Raw genomic sequence first — 16,097 nt, forward strand, 5'->3', positions numbered from 1 at the left:
GCGGCGCGCACATCGCAAGCGGTCCAGAGCGGCAGACCGACCTGTGGCCGTGATGCTTGACAAGGTGTGGCGCCACTCACAACACTGAGGTAACCGCAATCGATTGCGGGGTGACCGAGGAGGAATCATGTCCCACGTCTCGAACCGCCGCAGCCGCAAGGCTGCGGCCCTGATCGGCGTCCTGGCACTCGGGTCACTCGGGCTGGCCGCCTGCGGTGACGACGACGGTGGCAGCGGCTCCGCGGAGGACGGCCCGATCATGATCGGCACGTCCCTGCCCCTGACCGGCGAGTTCTCCCAGCCCGGCCAGGCGGCCGAGCAGGGCTACCAGGTCTGGAAGGAGATGGTGAACGAGAGCGGCGGCCTGCTGGGCCGCGACGTCGACCTGGTCATCAAGGACGACGCCTCCAACCAGAACACCATCGTCTCCGACTACAACGCCCTGATCAGCCAGGACAAGGTCGACATGCTGCTGGGCACCTTCTCCTCGCTGCTCAACCTCCCGGCCTCCGCGGTCGCGGAGAAGAACCGGATGCTCTTCGTCGAGCCGGCCGGTGGCTCCCCCGACATGTTCAACCGCGGCTACGAGTACCTCTTCTTCGCCCAGCAGGCGACCTCCGACAAGCAGGGCAAGGTCTTCGCCGAGTGGGTCGCCGCGCTGCCCGAGGGCGAGCGCCCCGAGACCGCGGCGTTCCCGACCCTCGACGACCCGTTCGCGGCGCCCAACGTCGCGGGCATCCAGGCGATCCTCGAGGAGGCCGGCATCGAGACGGTCTACGAGGAGACCTACGCGATCGACACCAAGAACTTCGACACCATCGTCAACGCCATGAAGAGCGCCGACCCCGACCTCGTCGTGCACGGCGCACAGTTCGAGGACGGCATCGGCCTGACCCGCTCGATGCTCAAGGCCGACTTCGCGCCCGAGATGTTCTACGAGACCAACGCCCCCTCCTTCGGCTCGCAGTACGCCGACGGCGTGGGCGCCGACAACACCGAGGGCGTCCTCTACGCGGTGAGCCACTCGCCCAACGCCGACACCCCCGGCAACGCCGAGTTCGTGGCCAAGTACGAGGAGATGTACGGCTCCGAGGAGGTCCCCGAGGACGCCGCCGACGGCTACGCCGCCGCCCAGGTGATGCAGGCCGCCGTCGAGGCGATCGGCAACGTCGAGGACCAGGACGCGATGGCCGACTGGCTGCGCGAGAACGAGGTCGAGACCATCCTGGGCCCGCTGTCGTGGAACGAGGACGGCAGCCCGACCGGTGAGTTCCTGATCGGCCAGTGGCAGGACGGCCAGCCCGAGATCGTGCTGCCCCCCGACGCCGCGACCTCCGACATCGAGCTCGGCTGGAAGCCAGGCGGCGCCGGCTGATGACCCAGCTCCTCCAGAACCTCCTCCTCGGGCTGCTGCTGGGCGGGGTCTACGCCCTGGCAGCCAGCGGGTTGACCCTGATCTTCGGAGTCATGAAGGTGATCAACATCGCCCATGGCGCCTTCCTGGTCCTGGCCTCCTTCATCACCTACACGCTGTGGAGCTCGCTCGGCATCGACCCGCTGCTCGGGGTGCTCATCACCACCCCGGTCATCTTCGGGCTCGGCTGGGTGACCTACCACCTGCTGGTGAAGCCCATCCGCACCGCACCGATGTCGTCGACGGTCCTGCTGACCTTCGGCCTGGCCCTGGTGCTCGAGGGTGCGATGGGGGAGATCTGGGGGAACAACTCGACGTCGCTGCGACCGTCGTACACCGACGAGTCCTTCACGGTCGGCTCGCTCTTCATCCCCAAGGCCCAGCTGTACGGCGGCATCCTCGCGATCGTCGTGCTGCTGGCCCTGTGGGTGATCCTGAACCGCACCTGGCTGGGCCGGGCGATCCGCGCGGCGGCGATCAACCCCTCGTCGGCCGCCCTGGTCGGCATCAAGGTCAGCTCGGTGGCCGCCCTCGTCTTCGCCCTCGGCATCGCCGCCGCGGGCGCGGGCGGGGCGATCACCGGGGTGCTCTACCCGTTCGTGCCCGGCTCGCACTACCAGTGGATCGCCCGGCTGCTGGCGATCGTCGTGCTGGGCGGCATGGGCAGCCTCAACGGGGCGGTGCTGGGCGCGCTGATGTTCGGCGTCGCCGAGACCCTGACCTCGGCGTACGTCTCGCCGTCGTGGGCCACGGCCGTGCCCTACGCCATCGTCTTCGCCGTGCTGCTGATCCGCCCGCAGGGCCTGCTGGGCACCCGCCTGAGAGAGGACACGGTGATGGCATGAGTGCCCCCGCCACCACCACCGAGCCCGCCGAGGCTGCGCCCGCGGCCCGGCGTACGCCCTCGACCCTGTGGATCGGTCGCGGCGTCGCCGCCGTCGCCGCGCTGCTGCTGCTGATCTTCCCGATCCTCAGCGACGACATCTACTACCAGAACATGATCATCCTCTCGCTGGTCTTCGCGATCGGGGCGAGCGGGCTCAACATCATCACCGGCTTCGCCGGGTACGTCTCGCTGGGCCAGGGCGCCTTCATCGGGCTGGGCGGCTACACCATCGGGGTGCTGGCCGGCCGGTTCGAGTCGGTGAGCCCCTGGTGGTGGCTGCCCGTCGCCGGCCTGGTCGCGGCCCTGGTCGCGCTGCTGCTCGGGCTGGTCTCGCTGCGCTCGAGCGGGCCGGCGTTCGTGATCATCACCGTGGCGTTCCTCTTCCTGGTCCAGGTGATCGCGGTCAACTGGGTCTCGGTCACCGGCGGCACCGCGGGCCTGTCGCTGCCGCTGCCCTCGTGGGACCGCGACATCATCAACTGGCCCTTCTACTACGTGCTGGTCGCGGTGCTGGCGATGCAGCTGCTGATGACCTGGTGGATCCGGCGCACCAAGCTCGGGATGGGCCTGATCGCGATCCGCGAGGACGAGACCAAGGCGGCCACGATCGGCATCAACCTGCCGGTCGAGAAGATCATCGCCTTCGTGGCCAGCGCCGTCTTCGTCGGCATGGCCGGCGCCGCCTACGGCTACTACCTGACCTTCATCGACCCGCGCGGCATGTTCTCGATCCTGCTCAGCGTGCAGATCGTGCTCTCGCTGCTCATCGGCGGCAAGGCCACCCTGTGGGGCCCGGTGCTCGGCGCGTTCCTGATCGAGCTGATGAACGAGTACGCCAACAACAACCTCGGCGGCGGCAACACCCGGCTCTTCCTCTTCGGCGGGCTGCTGGTCCTGGTCGTGATCTTCCTGCCCAAGGGCCTGCTGCCCTCGCTCGAGGCGCTGCTCTCGCGGCGGCGTACGTCGGGCAAGGCCGGCCTGGTCGGCGCCCGGATCGGCAGCGGCGGCAGCCTGGCCTCGCTCACCGACCGCGTGCAGCTGGTCGATCGCTCCGAGATCCCCGACCGGGCGCTGCTCGAGGTGCGCGACCTGCGCAAGAGCTTCGGCGGGGTCAGGGCCGTCGACGGCGCGACCTTCACCGTGCCCGAGGGCTCCATCACCGGGCTGATCGGGCCTAACGGGTCGGGCAAGACGACGCTCTTCAACCTCATCGACGACACCATCCGCGCCGACTCCGGCGAGATCCTGCTGGGTGGCAAGCGCATCGAGACGCTGCCGTCGTGGAAGCGGGCCCACCAGGGCCTGGGACGCACCTTCCAGATCACCCGGCTCTTCGGGGAGATGACGGTGCTCGAGAACGTCGTGGCCGCGCAGCGCTCCTTCTCGCTGGGCCAGCTCGGCAAGATCGCGGTCAGCGGCGCCGAGGCGCGCGCGGCCGAGGAGCTGCTCGAGTACGTCGGCATGCGCGCCTTCCGCGACCAGCGGGCGCACGCGCTGTCCTACGGCCAGCAGAAGCTGGTCGAGCTCGCCCAGATCCTGATGCTCGACCCGCAGCTGATCCTGCTCGACGAGCCCGCCGGCGGCATCAACCCGGTGCTGATCGAGCGGATGGGGGAGATGATCGAGGAGCTCAACTCCTACGGCAAGACCTTCCTCATCGTCGAGCACAACATGCAGTTCGTGCTCAACCTGTGCGATCCCGTGCACGTGCTGGCCCGGGGCCGGGCCATCGCCTCGGGCACCCCCGACCAGATCCGTAACGACCCGGCCGTGATCGACGCCTACCTGGGCGACGACTTCGTGCTGGAGGACAAGGCGGCGAGCTCATGAGCACCATGCTCCACATCTCCGGCGTCGTGGCCGGCTACGGCGGCGGCGACGTGCTGCAGGGCGTCGACATCACCGTCGAGAAGGGGTCGGTGGCCTGCATCGTGGGCCCCAACGGCGCCGGCAAGTCGACGGTGCTCAAGACCGTCAGCGGCCTGCTGCGCCCCCGGCTGGGCGAGATCCACCTGGGCGACCAGCCCACCCACCAGTGCTCGGCCGCCGAGATCCTCGAGCGGGGCGTCTCCCAGGTGCCGCAGTCGAACGCGCTGTTCCCCAACATGAGCGTGCGCGAGAACGTGATGCTGGGCGCCTACATCATCCGCCGCGACCGCGCCCTGGTGAAGCGTCGCTACGACCAGGTCGCCGAGCTGTTCCCGATCGTGGCCGACCGGGCCGCCGAGAACGCCGGCAACCTCTCCGGCGGCCAGCGCCGGATGGTCGAGTTCGCCCGGTCGCTGATGCTCGACCCGGTGCTGCTGCTGCTCGACGAGCCGTCGCTGGGCCTGGACCCCAAGGCGCTGCAGGTGCTCTACGAGTCGGTGATGACGCTCAAGGAGAGCGGCAAGACCATCCTGATCGTGGAGCAGAACGTGCGCTTCGGGATGCGGATGGCCACCGACGGCATCGTGATGGAGAGCGGGCGCGTGGTCACCCAGCGCCCCGCCGCCTCGATCATCGACGACCCCGAGATCGCCGCGATGTACTTCGGCGGCTCGGTGCGCCCCACCCCGCCGGCGGCGTCGAGCGGCTGAGGCCAGGCGCGGGGCTCACAGCTCGAGCAGGCGCGTGGTCTCCTCGCGCATCTCGACCTTGCGGATCTTGCCCGTCACCGTCATCGGGAACTCCTCGACGACCAGCACGTAGCGGGGGATCTTGAAGTGCGCGAGGCGGCCCTCGCAGAAGGCGCGCACAGCGGCGGCGTCGAGGGGCTCGGCGCCCTCGCGCAGCTTCAGCCACGCGCAGAGCTCCTCGCCGTAGCGCTCGTCGGGCACCCCGATCACCTGCACGTCCTCGACGTCGGGGTGGGTGTGCAGGAACTCCTCGATCTCGCGGGGGTAGATGTTCTCCCCGCCCCGGATCACCATGTCCTTGATGCGGCCCACGATCGTGCAGTAGCCGTCCTCGCGCATCACCGCGAGGTCGCCGGTGTGCATCCAGCCGTCGGCGTCGATCGCCTCGGCGGTGCGGTCGGCGTCGTCCCAGTAGCCGCGCATCACGGAGTAGCCGCGGGTGCAGTACTCCCCGGCGGTGCCCCGGGGCAGGGTCTCGCCGCTGACCGGGTCGACCACCTTGATCTCCAGGTGCGGGTGCACCCGCCCGATGGTCGCCGTACGCCGCTCGAGGTCGTCGTCGACGCGGGTCTGGCAGCTGACCGGCGAGGTCTCGGTCATGCCGTAGGCGATGGCCACCTCGCTCATGTGCATGTCGTCGACGCAGCGCTTCATCACCTCGACCGGGCAGACCGAGCCGGCCATGATGCCGGTGCGCAGCGACGACAGGTCGTGCTCGGCGAAGGTGGGGTGCGACTGCATCGCGATGAACATCGTCGGCACGCCGTAGACGCCGGTGCAGCGCTCCTCGGCGATCGTGCGCAGCGTCGTCTCGGGGTCGAAGCCGGGCGCCGGGATCACCATCGTGGTGCCGTGGGAGGTGCAGCCCAGGTTGGCCATCACCATGCCGAAGCAGTGGTAGAAGGGCACCGGGATGCACAGCCGGTCGTCGGGGCCCAGGCCGATCAGCTCGGTGGTCATGAAGCCGTTGCCCAGGATGTTGCGGTGGGTCAGCGTCGCGCCCTTGGGGTAGCCGGTGGTGCCCGAGGTGTACTGGATGTTGATCGGGTCGTCGGGGTGCAGCGAGGTCGCGCGCTCGCGCAGCGCCTCGTCGGTGATGTCGGCGCCGCCGGCGACCAGGGCGTCCCAGTCGTCGGTGCCGATGTGCACCACTCGGCGCAGGTCGGGGCACTGCGGCGCGACCTCGCGCAGCATCGCGGTGTAGTCGCTGGACTTGAACGACGTCGCGGCCACCATCAGCGACAGCCCGCTCTGGTTGATCGCGTAGGACAGCTCGTGGGTGCGGTAGGCCGGGTTGACGTTGACCAGCACGGCGCCGGTGCGGGCGGCGGCGTACTGCACCAGGGTCCACTCGGCGCAGTTCGGCGCCCAGATCCCGACCCGGTCGCCGACCGCGATGCCGGCGGCCATCAGGCCCTTGGCGACCCGGTCGACGTCGTCCTCGAGCTCGCGCCAGGTCCAGCGGCGTCCGCTGGCGACCTCGACGAGCGCCTCGCGGTCGGGGTGGGCGGCGACGGTGCGCGACAGGTCGGCGCCGATGGTGGTGTCCGGGAGGGCCGGCTCGGTGGGGCCGGCGGCGTAGGAGTCCTGGGTCACATGCGTACCTCACCAGTCCGCACTGGTCTGGACGAGCCCGGGGTCTGGCAGGCTCGCCCGGGTGAGGGTGAGCAGGGTCGGGTACGCCGCCGCGAAGGGCACGCGCCACCTCGCGCGCGAGCGCCTGGTGCTCGCCGCGGACGGCGTGGTCGGCGACCGGCGCTGGTGCTTCGTCGACGTCGCCGCGCGGCGGGTGCTGCGCACCGTGGCGCACCCGGGGCTGGTGGGGATGGTGCTCGACGAGGTCGGTGACGACCTGGCTCTGCAGGTGCCGGGTCGTGCTCCTCTGCGTGCTCCTGCGTCGTTCCCGGGGGAGTCGGTCACCTGTGACTACTGGGGCCGCGAGGTGGCGCTCGAGCTGGTCGACGGGCCCTTCGCCGAGGCCGCCTCCGTCCACCTCGGAGTGTCGGTGCGGTTGGCGCGGGCGCCGGTCGGCGGGGTCGTCTACGGCGGCTCGGTCAGCCTGGTGGGCGCGGAGTCGGTCGCCGCGCTCGGCGACCTCGACCCCGCGCGCGTGCGCGCCAACCTCGTGGTCGAGGCCGGTGGCGCGTTCGTCGAGGACGGCTGGGTGGGTCGTGACGTGGCCGTCGGCTCCGCCGTCGTGCGGGTCGCGTCCCGTACGCCGCGCTGCGCGGTGCTCGACCTCGACCCCGCCACCGGCACCCGCGGCCCCGGCGTCCTCGCCGCCCTCACCGCGCTGCGCGGCACCCCCACCCTCGGCGTCGACGGCCACGTCGTCCGCCCCGGCCTCGCCCACCCCGGCGACCCCGTGGTGGTCCTCCCCACCGCTGGTTGAGCAGCGAAGGCTCCGCCGTTGGTTGAGCAGCGAGGGCCGAAGGCTCGAGCGTCGCCGAAACCCGGTGAGCCCATGGCGTACGACGAGTGGGCAGCTCACGGGGTCTCGGCGTCCCTCGTCGCTGGCGCTCCTCCCTGCTCGACCAACGGTGGTTGCCGACGTTGGTTGAGGAGGTTGCGCAGCAACCGTCTCGAAACCCGGCGACTCCATGGCGTACGGCGAGCGGTCGCGGGCGGTGCAGTGGTCACGAACGACACCGCCGGGTGGGCACGAACTGTCGGGAGTGACCACTCTGCTGTCGGCCCGGTCCGGCGACGTACGGCGGGCGTGGTGCTTGCGGGGTCTCGGCGTCGCTCGTCGCTGGGGCTCCTCCCTGCTCGACCAGCGGAGCCGTTGGTTGAGGAGGTTGCGCAGCAACCGTCTCGAAACCCGGTGACTCCATGGCGTACGACGAGTGGGCAGCTCACGGGGTCTCGGCGTCGCTCGTCGCTGGCGCTCCTCCCTGCTCGACCAACGGAGCCGTTGGTTGAGGAGGTTGCGCAGCAACCGTCTCGAAACCCGGCGACTCCATGGCGTACGGCGGCCGCGGTCCTCACTGGGTCTCGGCGTCGCTCGTCGCTGGCGCTCCTCCCTGCTCGACCAGCGGTGGCTCGCTGGGGCTCCTCGCTGCTCGCGCAGCGGTGGGGTCAGGGGAGGAGGCGGACCTCGAGGGGGCTCTCGGCGACCTCGAGGGACTCCACGGCGTCGCCGGTGTCGAGGGCGTCGCCCGCGCGGTGCACCCGGTAGGCGCCGGCGCCCTCGCGCTCCGAGACCGCCTCGACGAGCTCGCCGTCGCGCCACAGCAGGGCGCAGCCGTCGTCGGCGGCGTAGCCGGCGGGCAGGGCGCCGGTGCCGACGAGGTCGAGGTAGGTGGGGCGGCGCTCGGCCTCGCCGTCGTAGTGCGGGCAGGCGCTGCCGGGCAGCAGCCCCAGGCCGTCGGGCAGGGCGGCGAGGGGGCCGTAGGAGTCGGTGACCGAGCCGTCGTACCAGCAGTTCATGCCGGCACTGATGCCGGCGAGCACCGTGCCGGCGGCCGCCGCCTCGCGCAGCACCTCGTCGAGGCCGTGCAGACGCCACAGCGCCAGCAGGTTGGCGGTGGAGCCGCCGCCGACGTAGACGACGTCCTGGGCCAGCACGTGCGCCCTCAGGTCGCCGCCGGGGATCTGGTCGTAGGAGAAGAGCGGCAGCACGCTGGTCTCGGCGCGCCCGGCGAAGGCGGTCGTGAACCCGTCGACGTACGACGCCGCGTCGCCGCTCGCGGTCGGCACGAAGCAGACCCGCGGCAGCCCGCCGGCGCCGCGCGGGCGCTCGACCAGCGAGAGCAGGAAGTCGTCGAGGGGGGTCGCGACGGCGGGGTCGTCGGCCATCGAGAAGCCGCCCCCGCCCATCGTCAGGATCGTCTGCTGGGTCATGGGGCCCACTCTCCCCGACCGGCGCCGGGTACGGCTCAGCCCCTCGGTGCGCCGGGCACGAGCACGGCGCGGCCGCGGACCTCGCCCGCGGCCTGGCGGGCCCAGGCAGTCGCCGCCTCGTCGAGGGCGAAGGCCTCGAAGGGCACCGCGAGGCGGCCGGCCGCGGCGTGCTCCTCGATCTGGGCCAGCGCCTCGCGGCGCTGCTCGGGGGTCAGGTCGTTGTTGGTGTAGCCCAGCACCGAGCGGCTGCCGCTGCGCAGGTGGGCGGAGGAGAAGGTGGCGCTGGCGCCGGCGCTGCTGCCGAGGTTGACCAGGCGCCCGTGCGGGGCCAGGCAGGCCAGGGCGGCGCTCGCCGGCACCCCGCACAGCGGGTCGAGGACGAGGTCGACCTCGCCGACCACCTCCCGCATCCGCCCGGTCAGGTCGTCCGCGTCGTCGTCGCGGCGCAGCCGCACGAACCCGTCGGCGCCCAGCTCGCGGGCGCGGTCGTCGGCGCCCTCCTCCATCGCGGCCCCGAAGACCGCCCCGGCCCCGTGCAGCCGCGCGGCCTGCAGCGCGACCTGGCCGACCACGCCACTGGCGCCGAGCACCAGCACCCGCTCGCCGGCGCGCAGGCCGCCGCGCAGCAGCAGGGCGGTCCAGGCGGCGATGGCCGAGAGGCCCAGCGCGGCCAGGTGCACGTCGTCGACCGCGTCGCCGACCGGCACCAGCTCGTCGTCGGCGGCCACCGCGAGCTCGGCCATCGCGCCGTCGCCGGGCGCCATGCCCGCGGTGGTCGGGAACCACACCCGCGTGCCCGCCGCCAGCGTGTCGGACTCCCGCACCACGCCGACGCCCTGCACGCCCGGCACGTAGGGCGTGTCCGGCCGCCCGAAGTACGACGTGCCGCTCGCGCAGAGCAGGTCGAGCGGGGTGATCGGCGCGGCGCCGACCGCCACCAGCGCCTGGCCGGGCGCCCGGGTGGGCGCCTCGGCGTCGACGACGTGCGGGGGCTCCCCGCAGGTGTGCAGCTGCGCGGCGCGCATCAGGCCTCCGGTGCGGTCTCGGTGGGGTCGACGTAGACCGCGTTGCGGTCGACGCTCATGTAGATGTCGTTGGCGATCGGGCGGCGGATCTCCTCGGCGATGTGGCCCAGCAGGCCCGCGCACCGCGCCAGGAGCACGGTGCCGCGCAGCAGCTCCTGGGGGATGCCCAGGTCGGCCAGGGCCGCGCCGCTGACGCCGGCGCCGTTGAGCGGCAGCCGCCGGCCCAGGACGGTCTCGTGGGTGCGCCCGACCGCCTCGAAGAGCGCCAGGTGCGGGCCGTAGAGGTCCTCCTCGCGGGCGATCTGCACCAGCCGCGGGGTGCGCGGGTCGCCGTCCTTGTGCACGGGGTGGCCCAGGCCCGGCACGAAGCGGCCGGCCTCCTTGCGGCGGCGTACGGCGGCCTCGGCGACCGCGTCCCAGCCGGCCTCGTCGGTGGGGTGCTCCTCGAGCCCGGCCAGCACCTCGCCGAGGAAGCGGCCGGTGTCCTCGGTGACGCCCAGGAAGCGGGAGCCCCCGCCGAGCAGGCCGGCGGCCAGCGCGCCCTGGATCGAGTCGGGGGCGCTGAGCCAGGTCAGCCGGGCCGCGATCGCGGTCGGGGTGAAGCCGTGGTCGGCCAGGCCGATGAGCACGGCCTCGAAGAGCCGGGACTGCTGCGGGGTGGGCACCTCCAGCGTCAGCAGGCGGTAGGCCAGCTCGCCGAAGGAGACCTCGCCCATCAGCTCGGTGGCCAGGTCCTGGCCCATCAGCGTGATGGTGGTGCCCTCGGAGGTGCCCAGCGAGGTGGGGAAGGAGGGGAGGGTCGGGTCGCTCACGTCAGCTCCTCAGGCCGAGGGGACCGGCGGGTCGGCCGGCGGGGTCTGGTGGGGGTGGGGTCCGAAGCCGAGCCAGGCGCGGACCTCCTCGCCGTGCTCGTCGAGCCCCGGCGGGGGCAGGTCGTAGCGCGCCGGGCTGGCGCTGAAGCGGATCGGGTTGCGCACCGTCGGCACGTCGCCGGCCATCGCCACCGGCTCCAGGCCCAGCGACTCGGCCAGCTCGACGCCGCCCTGCACGTCGTTGATGGGCCCGCAGGGGATGCCGGCCTCCGACAGCAGCGCGAACCACTCCTGGGCCGAGCGGGTGGCCAGGCGCTCGAGCAGCAGCGGGCGCAGCTCCTCGCGCCGCTCGTTGCGGTCGCCGACACTGGCGAAGCGCTCGTCGTCGGCCAGCTCGGGGGCGCCGATGGCCTCGACCAGGCGCCGGAACTGCCCGTCGTTGCCGGCGACCACGATCAGGTCGCCGTCACCGGTGGCCAGCGGCTCGTAGGGGAACAGGCTCAGGTGGGAGTTGCCCATCCGGTGCGGCACCACGCCCCCGGCGACGTACGCCGAGGTCTGGTTGACCAGCGAGGACATCGCGGTCGAGAGCAGGTTGGTCTCGACGTGCTGGCCCTCGCCGGTGCTCTCGCGGTGGCGCAGCGCCGCGAGGATGCCGATCACCGAGTGCAGCCCCGTCATCACGTCGAAGACCGAGATGCCGGCGCGGTACGGCTCGCCCTCCGGGCTGCCGGTCAGGCTCATCAGACCCGACATGCCCTGCACCAGCAGGTCGTAGCCGGGCAGCGAGGCGCCGCCGGCGGAGCCGAAGCCGCTGATCGAGCAGTAGACGCTGGCGGGGTTGCGCGCCGCGACGTCGTCGTAGCCCAGGGCGAACCGGTCGAGCCCGCCGGGCTTGAAGTTGTGGATGAAGACGTCGGCGCGGCGGGAGAGCTCCTGGGCCACCGACAGGTCGTCGTCGTCCTTGAGGTCCAGCACGATCGAGCGCTTGTTGCGGTTGACGCCCAGGTAGTAGGTGCCGACGTCGCCGCGCCGCGGCGGCACCCAGTGGCGGGTGTCGTCGCCGGCCGGGCTCTCGACCTTCACCACCTCGGCGCCCAGGTCGGCGAGCAGCATGGTCGCGTACGGACCGGCCAGGACCCGCGAGAAGTCGGCGACCAGGAGCCCGGCCAGCGGGCCCGTCGGGGGCGTCTCGCCCGGGGTGTCGGTGCGGGTGGTCGTCACGGTGGCTCCTGAGTTTGCCGTCTAGCGGACATGTGTCCGCCAATCTGTCCTGACGGTCGCGCTGGTGTCAAGGGGTGGCGACCAGGTACCCGGAGGGGGTTGACACGTGACCCACGTTACTCCACGCTGGCGGCACAACGGACAGATGTCCGCACCCAGCACGGAGGTCACCCGAGATGACGTCAGCCACCCCGTCCGCCCGCCCGTCCACGCACCTCTCCGAGGCCGACCTCGCGGCGGCGCCCGCGGTGGTGCTGCGCGGCGGCACGGTGCTGACCATGGACCCGCAGCGCACCGTGCTCGAGGGAGCCGACGTGCTGGTCGTCGGGCAGCGGATCGAGGCGATCGGCCACGCCCTGCCCGTGCCCGAGGGCACCGTCGAGATCGACGCCTCCGGCGGCATCGTGATGCCGGGCATGATCGACACGCACCGCCACATGTGGCAGACCGCCGTGCGCGGCTACGGCGCCGACTGGACCCTGACGCAGTACTTCGTGTGGAACTATCTCGAGCACGGTCGCAAGTTCCGCCCCCAGGACGTCTACGCCGGAAACCTGCTCAGCGGGCTCGAGGCGCTCGAGGCCGGCGTCACCACCAGCGTCGACTGGTCGCACAACCTGCACACCGTCGACCACGCCGACGCCGCCGTCGACGCGCTCGAGGAGGTCCCGGGCCGCTTCGTCTTCGCCTACGGCAACATCCAGGCCGGGCCGTGGGAGTGGTCGGCCTCGCCGCAGTTCCGCGACTTCGTCGAGCGGCGGATGACCCGCAGCGACATGCTCGGCTTCCAGATGGCCTTCGACGTCACCGGCGACCCGGCGTTCCCCGAGAAGGCGGCCTTCGAGGTCGCCCGCGAGCTCGGCGCCCCGGTCACCACCCACGCCGGCGTGTGGGGGGCGACCAACGACGACGGCATCCGGCTGATGCACGAGCACGGGTTCATGACCCCCGAGACCGTCTACGTCCACGCCGCCAGCCTCAGCGACGACTCCTACCAGCGCATCGCCGCCACCGGCGGCACGGCCTCGGTGGCCTCGGAGAGCGAGTCGACCTGCGGGCAGGGCTACCCGTCGAGCTGGGCGCTGCGCCGCCACGGCATCCCGATCTCGCTGTCGATGGACACCAGCGTGTGGCAGAGCGCCGACATCTTCTCCGCGATGCGCTCCACCCTGGGCAGTGACCACACCCGCGAGCACCACGAGGCGCAGTCGGCCAACCAGACCGTGACCCACCTGGCGGTCCGCGCCGCCGACGTCGTCGAGTGGGCCACCCGCGGCGGTGCCAGGGCGCTGGGCATGGAGAGCGTGGTCGGCAGCCTCGAGGTGGGCAAGAAGGCCGACGTGGTGCTGGTCAAGAACGACGACTCGCCGGTGATGTTCCCGATCCTCAACCCCTTCGGGCACGTGGTGCTGCAGGCCCAGCGCGGCGACGTGCACACCGTGCTGGTCGACGGGCGCGTGGTCAAGCACGAGCACAAGCTGGTCGGCGCCGACCTGGGCAAGGCCCGCCGGGTCATCGAGGAGACCGTCGAGCACCTGCGCTCCAGCCTGGGGGAGGAGGAGTGGGCCGCCGGGATGAACCCCGAGATCCCCGAGTCCAAGGTCCTCGACAACCCCTACACCTACACCGAGTACGCCGACTCCTCCACGCACACCCGCTGAGCCGGCGATGGACCTCCGCGCGCGCCTAGCCCCCGACCTGGGGGCGGGCCTGCCACAGCGCCCAGTCGGCGGCCACCTGGCTGGCGGTGTGCAGCAGCCTCGGCAGGTGCTCGTCGGTGAGCGTCTCGAGACTGGTCTCGGCGGCGTGCACGGTGACGTTCATGGCCGCGCGCACCACCCCCTCGCCGTCGCGCACCGGCACCGCCACCGAGCGCACCCCGCGGGCCAGCTCCTCGTCGGCCAGCGCCCAGCCCCGCGCCCGGACGGTGCGCAGCTCGTCGGCGAGGGCGGCGGCGTCGTACGCCGGCTCGGGCAGGCCCGAGCGGGTCGGCTCGGCCAGTGCGCGGGCGCGCTGGTCGTCGTCGAGGGCGGCGAGCAGCACCTTGCCCTGCGAGGCGTGGACCGCCGGGAAGCGGGTGCCGATGTCGACGCGCAGGGCGATGATCTTGGGCACCGCCACGCGGGCCACGTAGACGATGTCGCTGCCGTCGAGCTGCGACATGGACGACGACTCCCCGGTGCGCGCGACCAGCGCCTCGAGGTGCGGTCGCGCCATCTCCCACAGGCCCAGGGAGCTGGCGTAGGCCGAGCCCAGGCGCAGCACCCGGGGGGTCAGCGCGAAGCGGCCCGCGCCGGCGCGCACGTAGCCGAGCTCCTCGAGCGTGAGCAGCAGGCGTCGGGCCGTGGGGCGGGTCAGGTCGGTGGCCGCGGCGACCTCGGCGAGCGTCAGCTCGCGGTGCCGCGCGTCGAAGCAGCTGAGCACGTCGAGCCCGCGGGCCAGGGCCTCGACGAAGTCCGGTCCACTGCCACGACCTGCCACGACCGTCCTCCTGTGCTTGGTGTCCCGAGCTCTGTGCCGATGATGTTCGCACAGCGGACGCTCAGGAGGCCAGGATCGGCCCTTCCGCACCGTCATGCGGACACCTGTACGACTCGATCCACACGATCCACACGATCCACACGATCCCGGCGGACGCCGGCCGAGAGGAGCGCCTGAGATGGCGAAGCTGGTGGCCATCCTGGCCACGACCCACCACCCGTTCTACTACCGCACCAGCCAGCTGGCGCCGCAGGAGGCGCCGCCCTTCGCGGCCGAGTGGGTACGCCGGGTGGAGGCCTACCGCGAGACCCTGACGCGGGCGCGGCCCGACGTGCTGGTGATGGTCGGCTCCGACCACTTCCACCAGCTGTGGCTCGACAACATGCCGCAGTTCCTGGTGGGCAAGGCGCCGTTCTACGACGGCAACTGGGAGAACGAGGTCCGCGAGTTCGGGATGCCCAAGCTGCTGCTGCGCGGTGACGAGGAGCTCTCGGCCTACATGCTGCGCGAGGGGATCGACCGGGGCTTCGACCTGGCCTTCTCCAACGAGCTGCGCGTCGACCACTCCATCACCTGCCCGATCTTCACCGTGCGTCCGCAGAACGACCTGCCGATCGTGCCGATCTACACCAACATCTTCGCCCCGCCCCTGCCCCGTCCCGAGCGCTTCGTGCAGCTGGGCCGCACCATCCGCGAGGTCATCGAGGCCTGGCCCAGCCACCTGCGGGTCGCGGTCATCGGCACCGGTCACCTCTCGCTCGAGCTGGGCGGGCCGCGCCAGTTCGGCCCGACCGGACCGGACCCCGAGTTCGACGCCAAGGCCGTCGAGTGGATCGCGCAGGGCGACATCGACGGCTGCCTGGCCGGGGTCAGCCTCGACAGCCTGCACGAGCCGGGCAACGCCACCCACGGCTTCATGGACTTCATGCTGATGATGGGCATCGCGGGCCACGCCCGCGCCGACTACGCCGACAACCTCAGCCTGTTCCACACCATGGAGGCCTACTTCACCTGGTATCCCGAGCCGGACCTGCTGGACGGCCCGCCGCTGACCTCGAGGGGGTCCCTGCTGTGAGCAAGTACCTGGTCGACAAGTTCCTCTTCACCATCGACCGCGACGCCGCGCTGACCGAGCGCTACCGCGAGGACCCGGCCGGCACCGTGGCCTGGTGGGAGGCCGAGGAGGCCAACCGGATCCTCAGCTGCATCGACGCCGAGAAGAGCACCTGGCTGCGCTTCACCGACGAGGAGCGCGACGCGCTGGCCACCCACGACCACGTGCGGCTCTTCGAGATGGGGGCGCACCCGTTCCTCACGCTGACGCTGTGGATCGCGATGTTCGAGCGCGACTTCGACGAGCCGCTCGGCATGCAGCTCGACTACGCGGCCCGGCTCTCGCACGTCTCGATGCCCTACCCCGACATCAGCACCTGACGCGCCCTCCCCAGGCGACTGGGGGTGAGGTGTAGACGTCGGCGCGACCGGGCATGCCTGCCAGGACGCGGCGCCCACGGGCGCCACCGCCGACGAGAGGAAGACCCATGTCCCAGACCCAGACCAGCACCGCCGGCACCAAGCCCGGGCGCACCCTGTCGATCATCGGCGCCGTCCTCGGCGTCCTCGCGCTGGTGGTCCTTCCGATCGTGCTCGGCCCGATCGGCGCCGTGCTGGGCTTCGTGGCCCACTCCAAGGGCGACAAGCCCTTCGGGCTCTACGTCGGCATCGGCTCCATCGTGACCACGATCGTCGGCATGGCGCTGGGCGCGGCGCTCGTCATGGGCATGAGCTGACGGC

General features: G+C 71.9%; 15 protein-coding genes. 9 read left to right on the top strand and 6 right to left on the bottom strand.

Annotation, left to right across the window (positions count from 1 at the left end):
• The first annotated feature begins 127 nt into the window (after window positions 1–127).
• The 4 genes from JOE61_RS11805 to JOE61_RS11820 are packed head-to-tail and all read left to right on the top strand — an operon-like array spanning window position 128 to window position 4,879.
• A complete protein-coding gene (locus JOE61_RS11805; protein WP_193668409.1) occupies window positions 128–1,375 on the top strand; it encodes an amino acid ABC transporter substrate-binding protein in 1,248 nt (415 codons plus the stop codon).
• Window positions 1,375–2,259 carry a branched-chain amino acid ABC transporter permease gene (locus JOE61_RS11810; RefSeq protein ID WP_193668408.1) on the top strand — a complete coding sequence of 295 codons (885 nt, stop codon included), beginning with the start codon at window positions 1,375–1,377 and terminating at the stop codon, window positions 2,257–2,259. The genes JOE61_RS11805 and JOE61_RS11810 overlap by 1 nt, the downstream gene beginning before the upstream one ends.
• Window positions 2,256–4,130 carry a branched-chain amino acid ABC transporter ATP-binding protein/permease gene (locus tag JOE61_RS11815; protein ID WP_193668407.1) on the top strand — a complete coding sequence of 625 codons (1,875 nt, stop codon included), beginning with the start codon at window positions 2,256–2,258 and terminating at the stop codon, window positions 4,128–4,130. The genes JOE61_RS11810 and JOE61_RS11815 overlap by 4 nt, the downstream gene beginning before the upstream one ends.
• A complete protein-coding gene (locus JOE61_RS11820; protein WP_204797226.1) occupies window positions 4,127–4,879 on the top strand; it encodes an ABC transporter ATP-binding protein in 753 nt (250 codons plus the stop codon). Before JOE61_RS11815 ends, JOE61_RS11820 begins: the two co-directional genes overlap by 4 nt.
• A 15-nt stretch (window positions 4,880–4,894) precedes the next feature.
• On the opposite strand, the gene JOE61_RS11825 is transcribed toward JOE61_RS11820, so the two are convergent.
• Complete coding sequence (locus tag JOE61_RS11825; protein ID WP_193668406.1) at window positions 4,895–6,514, bottom strand: AMP-binding protein; 1,620 nt, start codon at window positions 6,512–6,514, stop codon at window positions 4,895–4,897.
• A 61-nt stretch (window positions 6,515–6,575) separates the two neighbouring features.
• Between JOE61_RS11825 and JOE61_RS11830 the strand changes: the two genes are divergently transcribed.
• A complete protein-coding gene (locus tag JOE61_RS11830; RefSeq protein WP_193668405.1) occupies window positions 6,576–7,310 on the top strand; it encodes an MOSC domain-containing protein in 735 nt (244 codons plus the stop codon).
• Window positions 7,311–7,996: 686 nt separating this feature from the next.
• Here JOE61_RS11830 and JOE61_RS11835 read toward each other — a convergent pair.
• From JOE61_RS11835 to JOE61_RS11850, 4 genes are read right to left on the bottom strand one after another with little or no spacing between them, the layout of a single operon-like run.
• Window positions 7,997–8,761, bottom strand: coding sequence for a Type 1 glutamine amidotransferase-like domain-containing protein (locus JOE61_RS11835; protein WP_193668404.1), 765 nt, complete (start codon window positions 8,759–8,761; stop codon window positions 7,997–7,999).
• A gap of 35 nt (window positions 8,762–8,796) precedes the next feature.
• Window positions 8,797–9,786 (bottom strand): quinone oxidoreductase family protein, encoded by a 990-nt coding sequence (locus JOE61_RS11840; RefSeq protein ID WP_193668403.1) that lies wholly within the window; start codon window positions 9,784–9,786, stop codon window positions 8,797–8,799.
• Complete coding sequence (locus tag JOE61_RS11845; RefSeq protein WP_193668402.1) at window positions 9,786–10,598, bottom strand: citryl-CoA lyase; 813 nt, start codon at window positions 10,596–10,598, stop codon at window positions 9,786–9,788. Before JOE61_RS11845 ends, JOE61_RS11840 begins: the two co-directional genes overlap by 1 nt.
• 9 nt (window positions 10,599–10,607) lie before the next feature.
• Entirely contained in the window at window positions 10,608–11,822 is a 1,215-nt protein-coding gene (locus tag JOE61_RS11850) for a CaiB/BaiF CoA transferase family protein (RefSeq protein WP_193668401.1), read from the bottom strand.
• A 176-nt stretch (window positions 11,823–11,998) separates the two neighbouring features.
• On the opposite strand from JOE61_RS11850, the gene JOE61_RS11855 reads away from it, so the two are divergent.
• On the top strand, window positions 11,999–13,483 hold the full coding sequence (locus JOE61_RS11855) for an amidohydrolase family protein (protein WP_193668400.1): 1,485 nt from the start codon (window positions 11,999–12,001) through the stop codon (window positions 13,481–13,483).
• Between the two features lie 25 nt (window positions 13,484–13,508).
• On the opposite strand, the gene JOE61_RS11860 is transcribed toward JOE61_RS11855, so the two are convergent.
• Window positions 13,509–14,303: an IclR family transcriptional regulator domain-containing protein gene (locus tag JOE61_RS11860; RefSeq protein WP_193668399.1), complete on the bottom strand. Its 795-nt coding sequence runs from the start codon at window positions 14,301–14,303 to the stop codon at window positions 13,509–13,511.
• Window positions 14,304–14,481: 178 nt separating this feature from the next.
• Here JOE61_RS11860 and JOE61_RS11865 point away from each other — a divergent pair, with 178 nt between their 5' ends.
• From JOE61_RS11865 to JOE61_RS11875, 3 genes are all read left to right on the top strand, one after another.
• A complete protein-coding gene (locus JOE61_RS11865; RefSeq protein ID WP_193668398.1) occupies window positions 14,482–15,378 on the top strand; it encodes a DODA-type extradiol aromatic ring-opening family dioxygenase in 897 nt (298 codons plus the stop codon).
• Window positions 15,375–15,737 (top strand): hypothetical protein, encoded by a 363-nt coding sequence (locus tag JOE61_RS11870; RefSeq protein WP_193668397.1) that lies wholly within the window; start codon window positions 15,375–15,377, stop codon window positions 15,735–15,737. Before JOE61_RS11865 ends, JOE61_RS11870 begins: the two co-directional genes overlap by 4 nt.
• Before the next feature lie 107 nt (window positions 15,738–15,844).
• Window positions 15,845–16,093, top strand: coding sequence for a hypothetical protein (locus JOE61_RS11875; protein ID WP_193668396.1), 249 nt, complete (start codon window positions 15,845–15,847; stop codon window positions 16,091–16,093).
• The last annotated feature ends 4 nt before the right edge of the window (window positions 16,094–16,097 follow it).

Origin of the sequence: Nocardioides salarius (assembly GCF_016907435.1) — a bacterium.
Classification (GTDB): Bacteria; Actinomycetota; Actinomycetes; order Propionibacteriales; family Nocardioidaceae; genus Nocardioides; species Nocardioides salarius.

Coding starts and splice junctions, on each gene's coding strand:
- JOE61_RS11805 (WP_193668409.1), top strand. CDS start 128: ATGTCCCACGTCTCGAACCGCCGCAGCCGCAAGGCTGCGGCCCTGATC.
- JOE61_RS11810 (WP_193668408.1), top strand. CDS start 1,375: ATGACCCAGCTCCTCCAGAACCTCCTCCTCGGGCTGCTGCTGGGCGGG.
- JOE61_RS11815 (WP_193668407.1), top strand. CDS start 2,256: ATGAGTGCCCCCGCCACCACCACCGAGCCCGCCGAGGCTGCGCCCGCG.
- JOE61_RS11820 (WP_204797226.1), top strand. CDS start 4,127: ATGAGCACCATGCTCCACATCTCCGGCGTCGTGGCCGGCTACGGCGGC.
- JOE61_RS11835 (WP_193668404.1), bottom strand. CDS start 8,761: ATGACCCAGCAGACGATCCTGACGATGGGCGGGGGCGGCTTCTCGATG.
- JOE61_RS11840 (WP_193668403.1), bottom strand. CDS start 9,786: ATGCGCGCCGCGCAGCTGCACACCTGCGGGGAGCCCCCGCACGTCGTC.
- JOE61_RS11855 (WP_193668400.1), top strand. CDS start 11,999: ATGACGTCAGCCACCCCGTCCGCCCGCCCGTCCACGCACCTCTCCGAG.
- JOE61_RS11865 (WP_193668398.1), top strand. CDS start 14,482: ATGGCGAAGCTGGTGGCCATCCTGGCCACGACCCACCACCCGTTCTAC.
- JOE61_RS11875 (WP_193668396.1), top strand. CDS start 15,845: ATGTCCCAGACCCAGACCAGCACCGCCGGCACCAAGCCCGGGCGCACC.